Annotated in this window: 11 protein-coding genes; 8 read left to right on the top strand and 3 right to left on the bottom strand. The window is 71.7% G+C overall.

Translation table 11 applies throughout. The annotated features are described in order from the left end of the window. Positions 1 to 137: 137 nt before the first annotated feature. The gene (secA, locus tag AB0I32_RS26605; RefSeq protein ID WP_357511619.1) at positions 138 to 3,122 is read right to left on the bottom strand and encodes a preprotein translocase subunit SecA; all 2,985 of its coding nucleotides are present in this window, start codon (positions 3,120 to 3,122) and stop codon (positions 138 to 140) included. A 297-nt stretch (positions 3,123 to 3,419) separates the two neighbouring features. Here secA and AB0I32_RS26600 point away from each other — a divergent pair, with 297 nt between their 5' ends. From AB0I32_RS26600 to mnhG, 6 genes are read left to right on the top strand one after another with little or no spacing between them, the layout of a single operon-like run. Beyond that, a complete protein-coding gene (locus tag AB0I32_RS26600; RefSeq protein WP_357511617.1) occupies positions 3,420 to 6,467 on the top strand; it encodes a Na+/H+ antiporter subunit A in 3,048 nt (1,015 codons plus the stop codon). Continuing rightward, positions 6,464 to 6,979: a Na(+)/H(+) antiporter subunit C gene (locus AB0I32_RS26595; protein WP_357511615.1), complete on the top strand. Its 516-nt coding sequence runs from the start codon at positions 6,464 to 6,466 to the stop codon at positions 6,977 to 6,979. Before AB0I32_RS26600 ends, AB0I32_RS26595 begins: the two co-directional genes overlap by 4 nt. Next, entirely contained in the window at positions 6,976 to 8,643 is a 1,668-nt protein-coding gene (locus AB0I32_RS26590; protein ID WP_357511613.1) for a Na+/H+ antiporter subunit D, read from the top strand. The genes AB0I32_RS26595 and AB0I32_RS26590 overlap by 4 nt, the downstream gene beginning before the upstream one ends. Continuing rightward, positions 8,640 to 9,269, top strand: coding sequence for a Na+/H+ antiporter subunit E (locus AB0I32_RS26585; RefSeq protein ID WP_357511611.1), 630 nt, complete (start codon positions 8,640 to 8,642; stop codon positions 9,267 to 9,269). The genes AB0I32_RS26590 and AB0I32_RS26585 overlap by 4 nt, the downstream gene beginning before the upstream one ends. Beyond that, positions 9,266 to 9,640, top strand: a complete 375-nt coding sequence (locus tag AB0I32_RS26580) for an MrpF/PhaF family protein (protein ID WP_357511609.1) — start codon at positions 9,266 to 9,268, stop codon at positions 9,638 to 9,640. The genes AB0I32_RS26585 and AB0I32_RS26580 overlap by 4 nt, the downstream gene beginning before the upstream one ends. Further along, complete coding sequence (gene mnhG / locus AB0I32_RS26575) at positions 9,637 to 9,984, top strand: monovalent cation/H(+) antiporter subunit G (protein ID WP_357511607.1); 348 nt, start codon at positions 9,637 to 9,639, stop codon at positions 9,982 to 9,984. The genes AB0I32_RS26580 and mnhG overlap by 4 nt, the downstream gene beginning before the upstream one ends. Before the next feature lie 34 nt (positions 9,985 to 10,018). Here the strand turns inward: mnhG and AB0I32_RS26570 are convergent, their stop codons facing one another. Both AB0I32_RS26570 and AB0I32_RS26565 read right to left on the bottom strand, forming a co-directional pair. Continuing rightward, positions 10,019 to 11,761, bottom strand: a complete 1,743-nt coding sequence (locus AB0I32_RS26570) for a cation:proton antiporter family protein (protein WP_357511605.1) — start codon at positions 11,759 to 11,761, stop codon at positions 10,019 to 10,021. 25 nt (positions 11,762 to 11,786) lie between these two features. After that, the gene (locus AB0I32_RS26565; RefSeq protein ID WP_357511603.1) at positions 11,787 to 13,010 is read right to left on the bottom strand and encodes a crosslink repair DNA glycosylase YcaQ family protein; all 1,224 of its coding nucleotides are present in this window, start codon (positions 13,008 to 13,010) and stop codon (positions 11,787 to 11,789) included. Positions 13,011 to 13,219: 209 nt separating this feature from the next. Here AB0I32_RS26565 and AB0I32_RS26560 point away from each other — a divergent pair, with 209 nt between their 5' ends. Both AB0I32_RS26560 and raiA read left to right on the top strand, forming a co-directional pair. Next, positions 13,220 to 13,981, top strand: coding sequence for a ComF family protein (locus AB0I32_RS26560; RefSeq protein ID WP_357511601.1), 762 nt, complete (start codon positions 13,220 to 13,222; stop codon positions 13,979 to 13,981). A 252-nt stretch (positions 13,982 to 14,233) separates the two neighbouring features. Further along, on the top strand, positions 14,234 to 14,908 hold the full coding sequence (gene raiA, locus AB0I32_RS26555) for a ribosome-associated translation inhibitor RaiA (protein ID WP_357511599.1): 675 nt from the start codon (positions 14,234 to 14,236) through the stop codon (positions 14,906 to 14,908). The last annotated feature ends 158 nt before the right edge of the window (positions 14,909 to 15,066 follow it).

Here is a 15,066-nt window from a genome sequence, read left to right as displayed (position 1 = left end):
GAGATGCCGACGCGCGGGGTGCGGTGGGACGTGCCGGACCGCAGCACGTACGCGATGTCCGCTGACTCCTGGCGATACCAGGGAGACTCGGACACCCGCTCTACTTCGACAGACCCCGGGGAGGGTCGCTGAGTGGGCTACGCCTCGTTGACCCCGTGGCAGACCTTGTACTTCTTGCCCGAACCGCACGGGCACTGCGCGTTGCGCGGCGTGCCGGGGAACGTCCGGCCGTCGCTCGTGGCGGCGGTCGCCTCGCCGTGCAGAGCCGCACGACGACGGGCGCCGTCGGCCGACTGCACGAACGCCGAGCCTGAGCCGTCCTCGTTCGGTGCCGAGTACGTCAGCGACTGCGGACGGCTCGGGGTGTCGAGACCCTTCGCGAGCAGGATCGGCTCCGTCGCGGCACCCGCCGCGCGGCGCTGCCGCGGCGGCGGCAGCTGACCCGGCCGGTCCTGCGCAGGTGCGGGCGCCGGCGCCACCGCGGGGATCTGCGCGGTCGGCGGGGCGTCGGGCTGACCCGTGCCGAGCCTGCCGCGCGGCGGCACCGGACCGGCGGCGGGCAGCTCCGAGCCACCCTCCGCCGCCTGCTCGGCGTCCGGCTGCTGCACCGTGACCTCGAGGTTGAACAGGAAGCCGACCGACTCCTCCTTGATGGCGTCGGTCATCGCCTGGAACAGCTGGAAGCCCTCGCGCTGGTACTCGACGAGCGGGTCGCGCTGCGCCATGGCACGCAGCCCGATGCCCTCCTTGAGGTAGTCCATCTCGTAGAGGTGCTCGCGCCACTTGCGGTCAAGGACCGACAGCACCACGCGGCGCTCGAGCTGGCGCATGGCCGGCGGCGAGAGCTCTTCCTCGCGCGCCTGGTAGGCCACCCGCGCGTCGGACAGGATCTCGTCCAGCAGCATCTCGCCGGTGAGCCGGTCGATACCGCCGGCCTCCTCTGCGACCTCCTCGGGCGTGAGCGACACCGGGTACACGGCCTTGAGGGCCGTCCACAGGGCGTCGAGGTCCCACTGCTCCGCGGTGGGGCCGTCGGCCGTCGCGTTGGTCACGTACTCGGTGATCGTGTCCGTGAGGAAGTGCTGCACCTGCTCGCGCAGGTCCTCACCCTCGAGCACGCGCAGGCGCTCGGCGTAGATGACGCTGCGCTGACGCGAGAGGACGTCGTCGTACTTCAGGACGTTCTTGCGGATCTCGAAGTTGCGCGACTCCACCTGGCCCTGTGCGGACATGATGCCGCGCGTGACCATCTTGGACTCGAGCGGCATGTCGTCCGGGAACCCCGCCCGGTTCATCATCGACTCGGCGAGGCCGGAGTTGAACAACCGCATCAGGTCGTCCTGCATCGACAGGTAGAACCGGGACTCCCCCGGGTCGCCCTGACGGCCGGAACGGCCACGCAGCTGGTTGTCGATGCGGCGGGACTCGTGGCGCTCCGTGCCGAGCACGTAGAGGCCACCGGCCTCCTTGACCTCGTCGTGCTCGGCGGCGACGAGCTCCTTCGCCTTCTCGAGCGCCTGCGGCCAGGCCGCCTCGTACTCGTCCGGCGTCTCGACCGGGTCGAGACCCCGCTCGGCGAGATCGGTGACGGCGAGATACTCGGCGTTGCCGCCGAGCATGATGTCCGTACCGCGGCCGGCCATGTTCGTGGCGACCGTGACGGCGCCCTTGCGGCCCGCCATCGCGACGACGGCGGCTTCGCGCTCGTGCTCCTTCGCGTTCAGCACGTTGTGCGGCACGCCGGCCTTCTTGAGCTTGGCGCTCAGGAGCTCCGACTTCTCGACGCTCGTGGTACCCACGAGAACCGGCTGACCGTAGGCGTGCCGCTCGACGATGTCCGCGACGACCGCGTTGAACTTGCCGTCCTCGTTCTTGTAGACGAGGTCGGGCTGGTCGATGCGCTGCGGGGACTTGTTCGTCGGGATCGGGACGACGCCGAGCTTGTACGTGCCCTGGAACTCGGCGGCCTCGGTCTCGGCGGTACCGGTCATCCCGGAGAGCTTGCCGTACAGGCGGAAGTAGTTCTGGAGGGTGATCGTGGCGAGCGTCTGGTTCTCCGCCTTGATGTCCACCCCCTCCTTGGCCTCGATGGCCTGGTGCATGCCCTCGTTGTAGCGCCGGCCAGCGAGGATGCGGCCCGTGTGCTCGTCGACGATCATGACCTCGCCGTTCAGCACGACGTAGTCCTTGTCGCGCTTGAACAGCTCCTTCGCCTTGATCGCGTTGTTCAGGAACCCGATCAGCGGCGTGTTGAGGGACTCGTAGAGGTTGTCGATGCCGAGGTAGTCCTCGACCTTCGCGATACCCGGCTCGAGCAGGCCGACGGTGCGCTTCTTCTCGTCGACCTCGTAGTGGGCGGTCGTGTCGGCCTCGCCGCTCTTGGCTCGCAGGGTCCGCACCACCTTGGCGAACTCGTTGTACCAGCGGTTCGCGTCACCGGCCGCGGGGCCAGAGATGATCAGCGGCGTCCGCGCCTCGTCGATGAGGATCGAGTCGACCTCGTCGACGATCGCGAAGTTGTGCCCGCGCTGCACCAGGTCGTCGACCGACCAGGCCATGTTGTCGCGCAGGTAGTCGAAGCCGAACTCGTTGTTCGTGCCGTAGGTGATGTCCGCGGCGTACATCTCCCGCCGCTGCGCGGGCGTCTGCCCCGACAGGATCACCCCGGTGGTCATGCCCATGAACCGGAAGACACGGCCCATCAGCTCACCCTGGTACTTGGCCAGGTAGTCGTTGGTGGTGATCACGTGGACACCGTCGCCCGAGAGCGCGTTGAGGTACGCGGCGGTCGTCGCCACCAGCGTCTTTCCCTCACCGGTGCGCATCTCGGCGATGTTGCCGAGGTGCAGCGCCGCACCACCCATGATCTGTACGTCGAAGTGCCGCTGGCCGAGCGTGCGGTGAGCCGCCTCGCGGATCGCCGCGAACGCCTCCGGCATGAGCTCGTCCAGGGTGGCGCCGTGCTCCAGTCGTTCCCGGAAACGTGCGGTCTCCTCACGCAGCTCGGTGTCGCTCAGCTCGACGAAGCTGGGCTCCAAGCGGTTGACCTGCTCAGCCACGTTGTGCAGCTTCTTCAGGACACGTCCTTCGCCTATGCGTAGGACCTTGTCGAGGATGGACACGCGGGTTCTCCCAGGTCGTCGTCAAGTTTCGCCGTCGTCCATCGTAGGCCGTAAACCTGCGCCTGTGGCCCAAAGACGGAAGGCGGACCGGTGGGTTCGCTCCAGGGGTAACGACCGCGGCCGTCGAAGGGTTCCGGACAGCCGCCCTTCGGCCCCGTCCCGCACCAGCGGATAAGGTGGCGGACATCGCCCACCCGCCCGCGCTCGCGCGGCATGCCGTCCCGTGCTCGACCGGGGTCGATCCCTGGAAGACCGGCCACGCGTCCTGTCGACGAGCCCTGACAGGACGGCCCGGACGTGCTCCTGGTACTGCTTGCCCACGGGGTCCTGGCTCTCGCCGCCCCAGCCCTCGTCAAGGCCCTGGGCCGGCGCGCCTTCTGGGTGCTCGCCCTCGGCCCGGCAGGGGCGACGATCTACGCGCTCGCGCAGGCCACCGCGGTCCTGGGCGGCGACGCACCCACCGAGCACCTGCGATGGATCCCGGCACTCGGGCTCGCGATCGACCTCCGGCTGGATCTCCTGGCCTGGGTGATGCTGCTGGTGGTCGGCGGCGTCGGCACCCTGGTCATGCTCTACTGCAGCGCCTACTTCTCCCGCGAGGCCCACGGCCTCGGCCGGTTCAGCGGCTTCCTCGTGGCGTTCGCCGGCTCGATGGCCGGTCTGGTGGTCGCCGACGACCTGCTCCTGCTGTTCGTGTTCTGGGAGCTCACCACCGTCTTCTCCTACCTGCTGATCGGCCACTACGCGGACCGCACGTCGTCCCGCCGGGCCGCCATGCAGGCGCTGATCGTGACCACCGCCGGTGGCCTGGCGATGCTGGTCGGCGTCGTGATCCTCGGGGTCGGCGCCGGGACCTGGAGCGTCTCCGCGCTCATCGCCGACCCGCCGTCGGGCCCTGCGGTCACCGTCGCGGTGGTCTGCCTGCTGGCCGGGGCGGCCACCAAGTCCGCGCTCGTACCCACGCACTTCTGGCTGCCCGCCGCGATGGCCGCCCCCACGCCCGTCTCGGCATACCTCCACGCCGCCGCGATGGTGAAGGCCGGCATCTACCTGATCGCACGGTTCGCGCCCGCCTTCTCGGACCTCGCGGCCTGGCGGACCGTGGTGCTCGTGCTCGGCGGCGCCACGCTCCTGCTCGGCGGATACCGCGCGCTGCGCCAGCACGACCTCAAGCTCGTCCTCGCGTTCGGCACGGTCTCCCAGCTCGGGCTGCTCACGCTGCTGCTCGGCTACGGAACCCGGGCGACTGCGCTCGCCGGGCTGGCCCTGCTGGGCGCCCACGCCCTGTTCAAGGCGTCGCTGTTCCTGGTGGTCGGTGTCGTCGACGCGGCGACGGGTACCCGCGACCTGCGCAAGCTTGCGGGGGTCGGACACCGCCTGCCGGTGACCGCGCTCGCCGCGACGCTCGCCACCGCGTCGATGATCGGCCTGCCACCGTTCGCCGGCTACGTCGCCAAGGAGGCGGCGCTCGCCGCGTGGGCGCACGACGGGGACCTGCTCGGCACGATCATGATCGCGGTGGTCGCCGTGGGCTCAGCCCTGACGGTGGCCTACGGGCTCCGGTTCCTGTGGGGCGCCTTCAAGCCACGCCTGCCGGCCGGCGCCGAGCGGCCCGGGGCCGAGCGGCCCGGGGCCGAGCAGGGCGAGTCCGAGCAGGACAGAACGCCGGACGCCGTCCACCCGCAGCCGTTCTGGATGGTCGCGCCGCCGTTGGTCCTCGCCGTCCTCGGTCTCGCGGTGGCGCTCGTGCCGCACGTCGGCCAGGACCTGCTCGGCCCGTACGCGAACACCTATCCGGTCGGCGACCCCGGACACCTCACGCTCTGGGACGGCTTCACCCCGGTCCTCGCGGTCACCGGCGCGGTGCTCCTGGTGGGCGCCTGGTTGTTCTGGCAGCGCGAGCGCGTCGAGCGGCTGCAGGCGGCACTGTGGTTCCCGGACGGCGCCGACGTCGTCTACCGGCGTCTCATGCGCGCGCTGGATAGGTTCGCGAGCGACGTCACCGCGGGCACCCAGCGCGGTTCCCTGCCGTTCTACCTCGGCGTCATCCTCCTGGTGCTCGCCGTCGGCCCGGGGGTCGCGCTCGCGGCGGGCCTCGTGGGTGAGGCCGGGACCGGGCCGCTGCCCGTGGTGGCGGACGCCGCCGGGCGCGACGACGTCCTCCACCTCGGACCGTTCGTGGTGGTGCCGTGGGACCGGCCGGCGCAGCTCGTCATCGTCCTCGTGGTCGTGGTGGCCGCGATACTCGCCGCCCGCGCCCGCCGCCGCCTCAAGGCGGTGTTCCTCGCCGGCGTCGCGGGTTACGGGAACGCCGCGCTGTTCCTGCTGCACGGTGCGCCCGACCTCGCGCTGACCCAGATCCTGTGCGAGACCCTGACGCTCGTCGTCATGGTGCTCGTGCTGCGCCGTCTGCCCCCGTACTTCTCGGACCGGCCGCTGGCAGCCAGCCGCTGGGTCCGGCTCGCGATCGGCGCGCTCACCGGCCTGGTCGTGATGATGTTCGTCGCGGCGGCGCCGCTCGTCCGCGTACACCTGCCGGTGTCCGTCGACTTCCCCGAGGAGGCCGAGACGTTCGGCGGCGGGCACAACATCGTCAACGTCACCCTCGTCGACATCCGCGCCTGGGACACCGTCGGCGAGATCTCGGTGCTCCTCGTCGCGGCCACCGGCGTCGCCTCGCTCGTCTTCCTGCGCCAGCGCAGCGGCGCCGTGCTGCGCCTCGAACCCGCCGACCGTCCCGGCGAAGACGAGCCCGGCGAAGACGATCCGGGCGAACGGACCGCCCGGGCCGGCGCCCAGGAGGTACGGCCGGGCACCTGGCTGCTCGCGGGCCCCACGCTCGCCCCGGGCAAGCGGTCGATGCTCTTCGAGGTGGTCACCCGCCTGCTGTTCCACCCGATGATCCTGTTCGCCCTGTTCCTGCTGTTCAGCGGGCACAACTCGCCGGGCGGCGGATTCGCGGCGGGCCTGGTCGCCGGGCTGGCGCTGACCGTCCGCTACCTGGCCGGCGGCCGGTACGAGCTCGGCGAGGCGGCCCCCGTGCACCCCGGTCTGGTGCTCGGCACCGGACTGTTCCTGTCGGCGGGCGTCGGCCTGGTCGCGCTGGTCGCCGGCCAGGCGGCGCTCGAGAGCACGATCCTCGACCTGCACCTGCCCGTGCTGGGCCACGTGCACCTGGTCACCAGCCTCTTCTTCGATGTCGGAGTGTTCCTCGTGGTCATCGGCCTGGTCATCGACATCCTGCGCACCTTCGGCGCCGAGCTGGACCGGCAGGCCGAACCGCGTTCCCGCACCGTCGGCTCGCACGGCCGCGCGGGGCACCGTGCCGGGGGTGACCGCGCATGATCGTGCTCGACAACGTCCCCTCCGGCGCGCTGCTCCTCGCCGTCGGCGTGCTGTTCGCGACGGGGGTGTACCTGCTGCTCGAACGGTCGCTGACGCGTGTCCTGCTCGGCTTCGTGCTGCTGGGGAACGGGACCAACCTCGCGATCCTGCTGGCCGGCGGCCGGGCGGGCGCACCGCCGATCACCGGGACGGACACCGCTGAACCGATGAGCGACCCGCTGGCGCAGGCGATGATCCTGACGTCCGTCGTCATCACGCTCGCGCTGGTCGCGTTCGTGCTGGCCATGGCCTACCGCTCCTGGCAGCTGCACGGCCACGACGAGGTGCAGGACGACCTCGAGGACACCCGTATCGCCCGGCTCGCCGTCGAGGACGCGCCGTCGTACGCCGACAGCGACGCCCTGGAGTCCGGGACCACCCTGGACGAGGAGGCCGACGCCGCACGCGACGAGGTGGCGCTCCCCGACCCCGTGGTGCGCCCGCGGACCCGCGGTGGAGGTGACGGCGCGTGAACCCGTGGACCGTGCAGACCCTCGTGCCGCTGCCGGTGCTGGTGCCGCTGTTCGCGGCGGGCCTGGCCCTGGCGCTGCACCGGTACGAGAAAGCCCAGCGGATCATCTCGGTGGTCGCCCTGTCGGTGGTCGTGGCCGCCGCCGTCGGCCTGGTGGTCGCGGCGCAGGACGGTCCCGTGGTGATCGACCTCGGGGGCTGGGCGGCCCCGGTCGGCGTCAACCTGGTGGCCGACCCCCTCGCGTCGCTCATGCTGCTCGTGAGCAGCGTCGTGCTGCTCTGCGTGCTCCTGTACTCGATGGCGCAGGGCATCGCCGACCGCGACGACCGGACCGCTCCCGCCTCCAAGGACGCCGAGGAGCTACGCAGGGCGCTGGAGGCACAGGACCCGGACGCCGACGAGTCCGGCCGCCGCGACGTCCTGCCCGTCGCGATCTTCCACCCGACGTTCCTGATCCTGGCCGCCGGGGTCGCGGACGCCTTCCTCGCCGGGGACCTGTTCAACCTCTACGTCGGGTTCGAGATACTGCTCGCCGCCTCGTACGTGCTGCTCACGCTCGGCGGCACCAGCGAGCGCATCCGGGCGGGCAGCGTCTACGTGGTCGTCGCGCTGCTCAGCTCCATCGTGTTCCTCCTCGCCGTCGGCCTGGTCTACGCCGCGACGGGCACCGTGAACATGGCCCAGCTCGCCGAGCGCCTGCCCGAGATCGATCCCGGCGTACGGCTGGGCATCCAGGCCCTGCTGCTGCTCGCGTTCGGGATCAAGGCGGCCATCTTCCCGCTGTCCGCCTGGCTCCCCGACTCCTACCCGACGGCGCCCGCGCCGGTCACCGCGGTGTTCGCGGGCCTGCTCACCAAGGTCGGCGTCTACGCCATCCTGCGGACCCAGACCCTGCTCTTCCCGCCGAACGAGGTGCTGGAGGCAGTGCTCCTCGTCCTGGCGCTCGCCACGATGCTCGTCGGCATCCTGGGCGCGGTGGCGCAGGACGACGTGAAACGTCTGCTCTCGTTCACGCTGGTCAGCCACATCGGCTACATGATCTTCGGCGTCGCGCTCGCGACCCAGGCGAGCACCGCGGCGGCGATCTTCTACGTGGTCCACCACATCACCGTGCAGACGGCTCTGTTCCTGGTGGTCGGGCTCATCGAGCGCCGGACCGGCACGACGTCCCTGGACCGGCTGGGCGGCCTCGCGACACTGGCCCCCGGCCTGGCGGTCCTGTTCTTCGTGCCCGCGATGAACCTCGCGGGCATCCCGCCCCTGTCCGGGTTCCTGGGCAAGGTGGGCCTCCTCGAGGCCGGCGTGCTGAACGGCTCAGGGCTTGCCTGGGCCCTCGTGGTCGGTTCGGTGGTCACGTCGCTGCTGACCCTGTACGCGGTGGTCCGGGCCTGGAACAAGGCGTTCTGGCAGCCCTCTCCCGACGACCGGAAGCTGCCGGACCCGTCTCCCCTGCCCTGGGGCATGGTCGGGCCGACGGCGGCGCTCGTGGCCGTGAGCGTGAGCCTCACCGTCGCGGCGGGGCCGCTGTACGACTACGCGGCGCGGGCGGCCCACCTGGCCCTGGACACGCGCTCGTACGTCGAGGCGGTCTTCCCCGACGGGGCACCGCGTGGCACCGGCACGTCCAACGAGGTGACCGACGACGGGGAGGAGGGACCGCCATGACGAGGACCGACACCGTCGCCGAGCAGCAGTCCGGGCGGCCGTGGCGCCGGCGGGCCCGGCGGCTCGCCGCGCTGTGGCCGACGATGGTGGTGGGCGCCGTGATCTGGGTGCTCCTCTGGGGTGACCTGTCCTGGGCGAACGTGCTGTCCGGGGTGGCGCTCGGCGCGCTGGTGGCGCTCGCGTTCCCGCTGCCGTCCGTCGGTACGGCCGGGACGCTGCGCCCCGGCCCGCTGGCCCGCCTCGTCGGCCGGTTCGTCGGCGACCTCGTGCTCGCGTCGTTCCAGGTGGCGTGGACCGCGGTCCGGCCAGGCCCACCACCAAGGGGCGGGCTGGTGACGGTGCCGCTGCGCTCGACGTCGGACCTGTTCATCGCGACCACCGCCGGGCTGTCGTCGATGGTGCCGGGCACGGTGGTGGTCGACCTCGACCGGTCCGACGGGATCCTGCGGCTGCACGTGCTCGACCTCGCCGGTTCGAGTGGTCCAGAAGGTGTCAGGGAGTCGACGCGAGCCCTCGAGGAGCGCCTGCTGCGTGCCTTCGCGACCCGTGCGGAGCTGGTCCGGCTCGGCCTGGCCGACCCGTCCGGCCACCTCGTACCCCCGCCGGGCAAGGAGGGACAACCATGATGCTCGTCGTCGGGATCGTCGCCACGGCGCTGCTCGCCGCGAGCGCCCTGCTCGCCGTGGCCCGGATGGAGCGCGGTCCCTCGATGCTGGACCGCTCGGTGGCGTTCGACGTGCTGACCACGGCGCTCGTCGGCGCGATAGCGGTCGAGGCCGCGCTGTCCCGTCGCACCGAGTCGGTACCGATCCTCGTGGTGCTGTCGATGGTGGGCTTCATCGGCTCCGTTGCCGTCGCCCGCTTCGCCGCCGTCGAGCCGCCCAATGGCCGGCGGCCGGACGGCACGGGGCCGGAGGCCACGGCCGGGCCGCCTGGCCAGGACGCACCGGGTAGGAACGCACCGGGCCAGAACACGCCGGACCAGGAGGCACCATGAGCGTCGTGACCGATGTCGCCGCCGCGATCTGTCTGCTGCTCGGCGCCTTCTTCTCGTTCTCGGCGGGCGTCGGTGTCGTGCGGTTCGACAACCTGCTCGCCCGGCTGCACGTGGTCGCCAAGCCACAGGTGCTCGGCATGCTCCTGCTCCTGACCGGGGTCGCGCTCCGGCTGCAGGACCGCGGCTCGGTGACCGTGCTCGTGCTGGTAGCGGTGTTCCAGCTGATGACCTCCCCGGTGGCCGCGCACATGGTCGGCAGCGCGGGCCTACGAACCGGCAAGGTCGACCCGGAGCTCCTGAAGGTGGACGACGGCGGTGCCACGGGGCCGGACGCCGGACGCTGAGTTCCGGCGCTCGGGCCCGGCGACGGGCGACCGGTCAGCCGGTGCCCGCGCCGGCGGCCGGCTCGGTGACGGGTTCGGCTTCCGGCCCGGTGGTCGGCACGGCCGCAGGTCCGGTCGCCGGTCCGGCGGCGGGCGTGGGCACCGGTTCGGTATCACCACGGTGTCCCGCCTGGAGGTCGCGCATCCGCTCGGCCGCGACGTAGCCGAACGCGGCCTCGGCGGCCTCGTCGGCCAGTGCCAGCCCGGCGGTGCCGTACAGGTGGAACACCGCGTCGGCGCCGTGCCGTTCGAGCTCGGCGACGTCGTCGTCGTACCGCGCGACGGCGGCGACGGTGCCCTCGAAGCCGCTCGCGCGCAGCTGGGACAGGGCGATGAGGTTGGCGGCGTGGAACGGCATGGCAAGGATCGCCAGCCGGACGGCACCGGCGCTGCGCACCCGGCCCCAGAACTCGATGTCCGTGGCGTCGGCCTGCACCACCGTGAAGCCGGCGGCACGCAGGGAAGTGACGCGCGCCGGGTCGTGCTCCACGCCCACGACGTTCATGCCGTAGTCCTCGCGCAGCTGCCGGACGGCGCCGCGGCCGACGCGCCCCATCCCGAGCACCAGCGCTTCCGCACCCGACACGTCGATGAGCCGCTCCTCACGGTGCAGCCACTCGTTGGGCTTGGACGGGAAGCGCTTGGCGAGCGCCATCGCGTACTCGTTGCCGCGGGTGTTGACCGCCGAGGAGAGCACGAAGCTGCCGGCGACGGCGACGGCCAGGACCACCAGCCAGTCGTCGTGCAGCAGCCCGGTCTGCGAGCCGACGGCGACGACGATCAGGCCGAACTCGGAGTAGTTGGCCAGCACCAGGCCCGACAGGATCGCCGTGCGTTTGCGCAGCCGCATCAGGCGCAGCAGCACCGCCGTCACGATGCCCTGCAGCGGGAGCATGAGCAGCATGAGCAGCCCGATCGCTGCGGCCTCCCAGGTGAGCTCGCCGGAGAAGCCGATCGACACGAAGAAGCCGACGAGCAGCAGCTCCTTGAGCGTGAACAGGTTGCGCGACAGCTCGGTGGCCGCAGGGTGGCCCGCCAGGAGCATGCCCATGACGAGCGCGCCGAGGTCGCCCTTGAGCCCGACGGCGTCGAACAGCGCGTAGCCGGGGCCGAGCGCCACCGCCACGCCGAACAGGGCCTGCAGCTCGCCGTGGCCTACCCTCGACCACACCTTGCGCAGCACCCAGGCGCCCGGGATCAGCAGCACGAGGCCGAACGCCCAGGGGCTGGGCGGGTGGTCCGAGGACACGGAGAGGAAGACGACGGCGATCAGGTCCTGCATGACGAGCACACCGATCGCGATCCGGCCGTAGAGGGCGGACTGGTCGGAGCGGCCGTCGAGCACCTTGACCACGAACACCGTGGAGGAGAACGAGAGGGCGAGCCCCAGCAGCGCGAGGACTCCCAGGCCCTCGCCGGCCAGCATCGAGAACCCGACAGCCCCCAGCAGGCCGAGGAACCCGACCGCGATCGCGATGCTCACCACCAGGTGCGCCATCGTGGTGAACCACACGTCCTTGCGCAGCAGCGTCTTGACGTCGAGCTTGAGCCCGATACCGAAGAGCAGCAGCGTCACGCCCAGGTCGGCGACGGTCCCGAGGTAGCCCGGCTCGGCAAGACCGATGGCGTGCAGCCCGAACCCGGCCACCAGAAACCCGACGAGCGGCGGCAGCCGGAGCAGGACCGCCCCGAGCCCGGCCGCGACCGTGACGAGCAGGAAGATCGCAGCGGTTCCCATGGGCCGAGTTTAGTTGGCGTATGTTTCAGCCAGCGGCCACCGCAGCCTGCAGAGCGGGTGAAAGAGTGCCCTTGGCCTGCACGGATACACCCGCCAGCCCCAGCCACCCCGCCATCTCGTGGAGCTCGGCGGCCAGCCGCGTCGGGGTGTCCGCGGTCAGCGTCGGTTCGGCGTGCGCGGACTGCACCCGCAGCACCCCGGCGGCCCGGTCCGCCTTGAGGTCGACGCGGGCCGTGAGCTGCGAGTCCTCGAGGAAGGGCAGCACGTAGTACCCGTCGACGCGCTGCGCGGCGGGGGTGTAGATGCCGATCCGGTACCGCATCCCGAAGAGGCGCTCCAGCCGCTTGCGCTCCCACACCAGCGGGTCGAACGGCGCGAGGAGCGCCTGCCCGGTGGCCCGTCGTGGCCGGACGGCGTCGCGGTGCAGGAACCACTGCTCGGAGCCGCCCGCCACACGAGCGGGCAGCAGCACTCCCTCCTCCACGAGATCGGCCAGGGCGCGGTCCGCCACGGGTCCCTTCAGCCGGTAGTAGTCCTTGATGCAGCGCGCCACCCCGATACCGTGCGCCCGCGCCCCGAGCTCCAGCAGCGCCCGCTTGGCCTCGAGCTCCGGCACCTCCCCCAGGGCCGACGGCGGCAGCACGCGCTCCGGCAGGTCGTACAGCCGCTCGAACTGCGCGTTGCGCCCGGCCGAGACCACCTCGCCCGTGAAGAACAGGTGCTCCACCACGCGCTTCTCGGTGCTCCAGTCCCACCACGTGCCGCGCTTGCGGCGCACCGACCGGCCCTCGGACACGAACCGGTCGTGGATCTGGGACGCCGAGAGCGGCCCCTCGGCCGCCACCAGGTTGCGTATCTCGGTGACCTGCGGGGCGTCCGGGAGGCGTACGCCGTCCAGCTCGCGCCAGTCGTACTCCTCGGCGAACCATCTGCGGCGGAAGGCCAGCAACGGCCACGTGCTCGGCGGCACGTAGGCGGCCACGTGCGCCCAGCTCTCCACGAGCCGGCGGTCGGCGGTGGCCGCCCTGCCCGTCCGCCGGGCGTACCTGCCCGACGCGGTGGCCCGGTCCAGCAGGCCGGTGTCGTACGGGCCGAGCCGCGAGAACAGCGGCAGCAGGTGCGCCCGCGCGAGGACGTTCACCGAGTCGATCTGGAGCAGGCCCAGCCGGTCGATCACCCCCTGCACGTGCCGCATGGTGCGCGGTCCGGCGGCGCGCGGGCGGTTCAGGCCCTGCGCCGCGACAGCCACCCGGCGAGCCTGGTCGAGAGACAACGAGATCGGTTGCACAGGACCATCGTGCCCGCCCTCACTGACACTCCCCCGCCCAGCCCGTCGAGTGCTGGGGACTTACGCATCGCGACGCCCCTACGGCGCAGATGTCCAGCACTCAGCGGTCGGGGTGGGTTTGGGGATGTGGACAACCGGCCTGGGAGCGGGGCGAGGTGCAGGGTGGTCGGGTGCAACCCGTTCGCGAGCTCGTCCGCCTGCTGCTGCCCGTCGCCTGCCCGTGCGGCGAGCTCGACGTGCGGTGGTGCGCCAGGTGCGCGGCGCTCCTCGCCGGCCCCCCGGTCCGTGCGGAGCGCGGCGCACCCCGGCTGGACCGGCTCGACGGGGTCCCGCCGGTGCCCGTGTGGGCGCTCACGCCGTACGCCGGACCGGTGCGGGACGTCGTCGTGCACTGGAAGGATCGCGGGCGGGCCGACCTCGACCGGCTCCTCGCGCCGGCGCTACGGCGGGCCGCCGCCCACGTCGGCCCGGTGCTCACCACCGCGCTCGGCGGTGCGCCGGTCGCCGTCGTCCCCGTGCCCTCGACCGGGGCGGCACGCAGGGCACGGAGCCGCGAGCCCGTGGCGGTCCTGGCGCGTGCGGTCACCCACGGCCTGCACGACGCCGGGGTCCGCGCCCGCCTGGTGGCCGCCCTCGCCCGCCGGGGTACCGGGCGGGACCAGGTGGGTCTCGGCGCACGGGCGCGCGGACGCAACCTCGCGGGTGCCGTCCGCATGACGAGACGCGGGGCGTACGCGCTCGGAGAAAGTTCCGTATGCATCCTTGTGGACGACGTCCTCACCACAGGAGCCACCCTGGCCGCCGTCGAGCGAGCGCTCGAGCATGCCGGACACGACGTCCTTGGCGCAACGGTGCTGGCAGCGACGCCGCCTCCGGCGCACGAGACCGGGCCCGGCGCGACCCCCGCACCCGAACACCTGCGGGGTAACTGAGCAGAACCTGAAAGTCTGACAGATCTCTGTCTTCTTGTTCACTGACCGTTGGGGCTGTCGTTACCCAGGGGACGGAGTTAGCCTGAACGTTCCACGCTGGATCGGAGTCCCGCCGAGGTTGACGGGGCATACGCGACGGGAGGTGGTTCGCGCCCGGCACCGGTAGCAGGGGGTGCCATGACGAGTAGAGACGGGCGCGCGCCGCCGGCAAGGGACGGCGTGGCCCAGAATTCCCGGAGCGGAGATACGCACATGGAAATTGTCGTTGTCGGCAGGCACACGGACGTGGCGGACCGGTTCCGCCAGCACGTAGAGGAGAAGCTCGCGAAGGTCGAGCTGCTGTCCCCGTACGTGCGTCGGGTGGACGTGGAAGTCACGCACGAGAACAACCCGCGACTCTCCGAGAACCGTGAGCGAGTGGAGCTCACGCTGCGTGCGAAGGGTCCGGTGATCCGCGCGGAGGCCGCAGCGGACGACCGCTTCGGCGCCCTGGACCTCGCCATCGACAAGCTCAACGAGCGACTGCGCCGCGACCGCGACCGCCGCAAGGACCACCGGAACAACAAGGTGCTCGCACCCGTGGACGTCCGGCCCCTCGACGAGATCCTCACCGAGGAGGGCAACGCGTCCGCCAACGCACCCGAGCCGCAGATCTCCACCCCGGCAGCGCTGTCCGCGCCCGGCGACTCGGTGGAGACCACCATCGGTGACTCACCGGTGGTGATCCGGCAGAAGCTCCACCACGCGGACCCGATGACCCTCGACGACGCCGTCTACGAGATGGAGATGGTGGGCCACGACTTCTACCTGTTCATCGACAAGGAGACGTCGCGCCCCTCGGTGCTCTACAAGCGCAAGGGCTGGTCGTTCGGTGTGATCCAGCTCGACAACCCGTGCGGCGCGGCACCGGTCACCGACCTGGCGTGACCTCCTGCCGAAGGAGAACTCTGGCGAGGTAGGACCGGGGCCGTACCGCTGATCAGCGGTACGGCCCTTGGGGCGGCCCACCAGGCAGGCGAAGCCGCTCCGGTGCTCGGCGGTCTGATGCACTGCGGGCTGGTCGCTCACGAGGTCACTTCCTTCTG

Source organism: Promicromonospora sp. NPDC050249 (assembly GCF_040656015.1).
Lineage (GTDB): Bacteria > Actinomycetota > Actinomycetes > Actinomycetales > Cellulomonadaceae > Promicromonospora.
Note: the sequence above shows the minus strand (reverse complement) of the source record. Positions and strands in the feature narration are given on the sequence as shown.

Bases quoted from the DNA above. Each gene is read 5' to 3' on its own strand.
- raiA (WP_357511599.1), top strand. From the start codon at position 14,234: ATGGAAATTGTCGTTGTCGGCAGGCACACGGACGTGGCGGACCGGTTC.
- mnhG (WP_357511607.1), top strand. From the start codon at position 9,637: ATGAGCGTCGTGACCGATGTCGCCGCCGCGATCTGTCTGCTGCTCGGC.
- AB0I32_RS26570 (WP_357511605.1), bottom strand. From the start codon at position 11,761: ATGGGAACCGCTGCGATCTTCCTGCTCGTCACGGTCGCGGCCGGGCTC.
- AB0I32_RS26585 (WP_357511611.1), top strand. From the start codon at position 8,640: ATGACGAGGACCGACACCGTCGCCGAGCAGCAGTCCGGGCGGCCGTGG.
- AB0I32_RS26595 (WP_357511615.1), top strand. From the start codon at position 6,464: ATGATCGTGCTCGACAACGTCCCCTCCGGCGCGCTGCTCCTCGCCGTC.
- AB0I32_RS26580 (WP_357511609.1), top strand. From the start codon at position 9,266: ATGATGCTCGTCGTCGGGATCGTCGCCACGGCGCTGCTCGCCGCGAGC.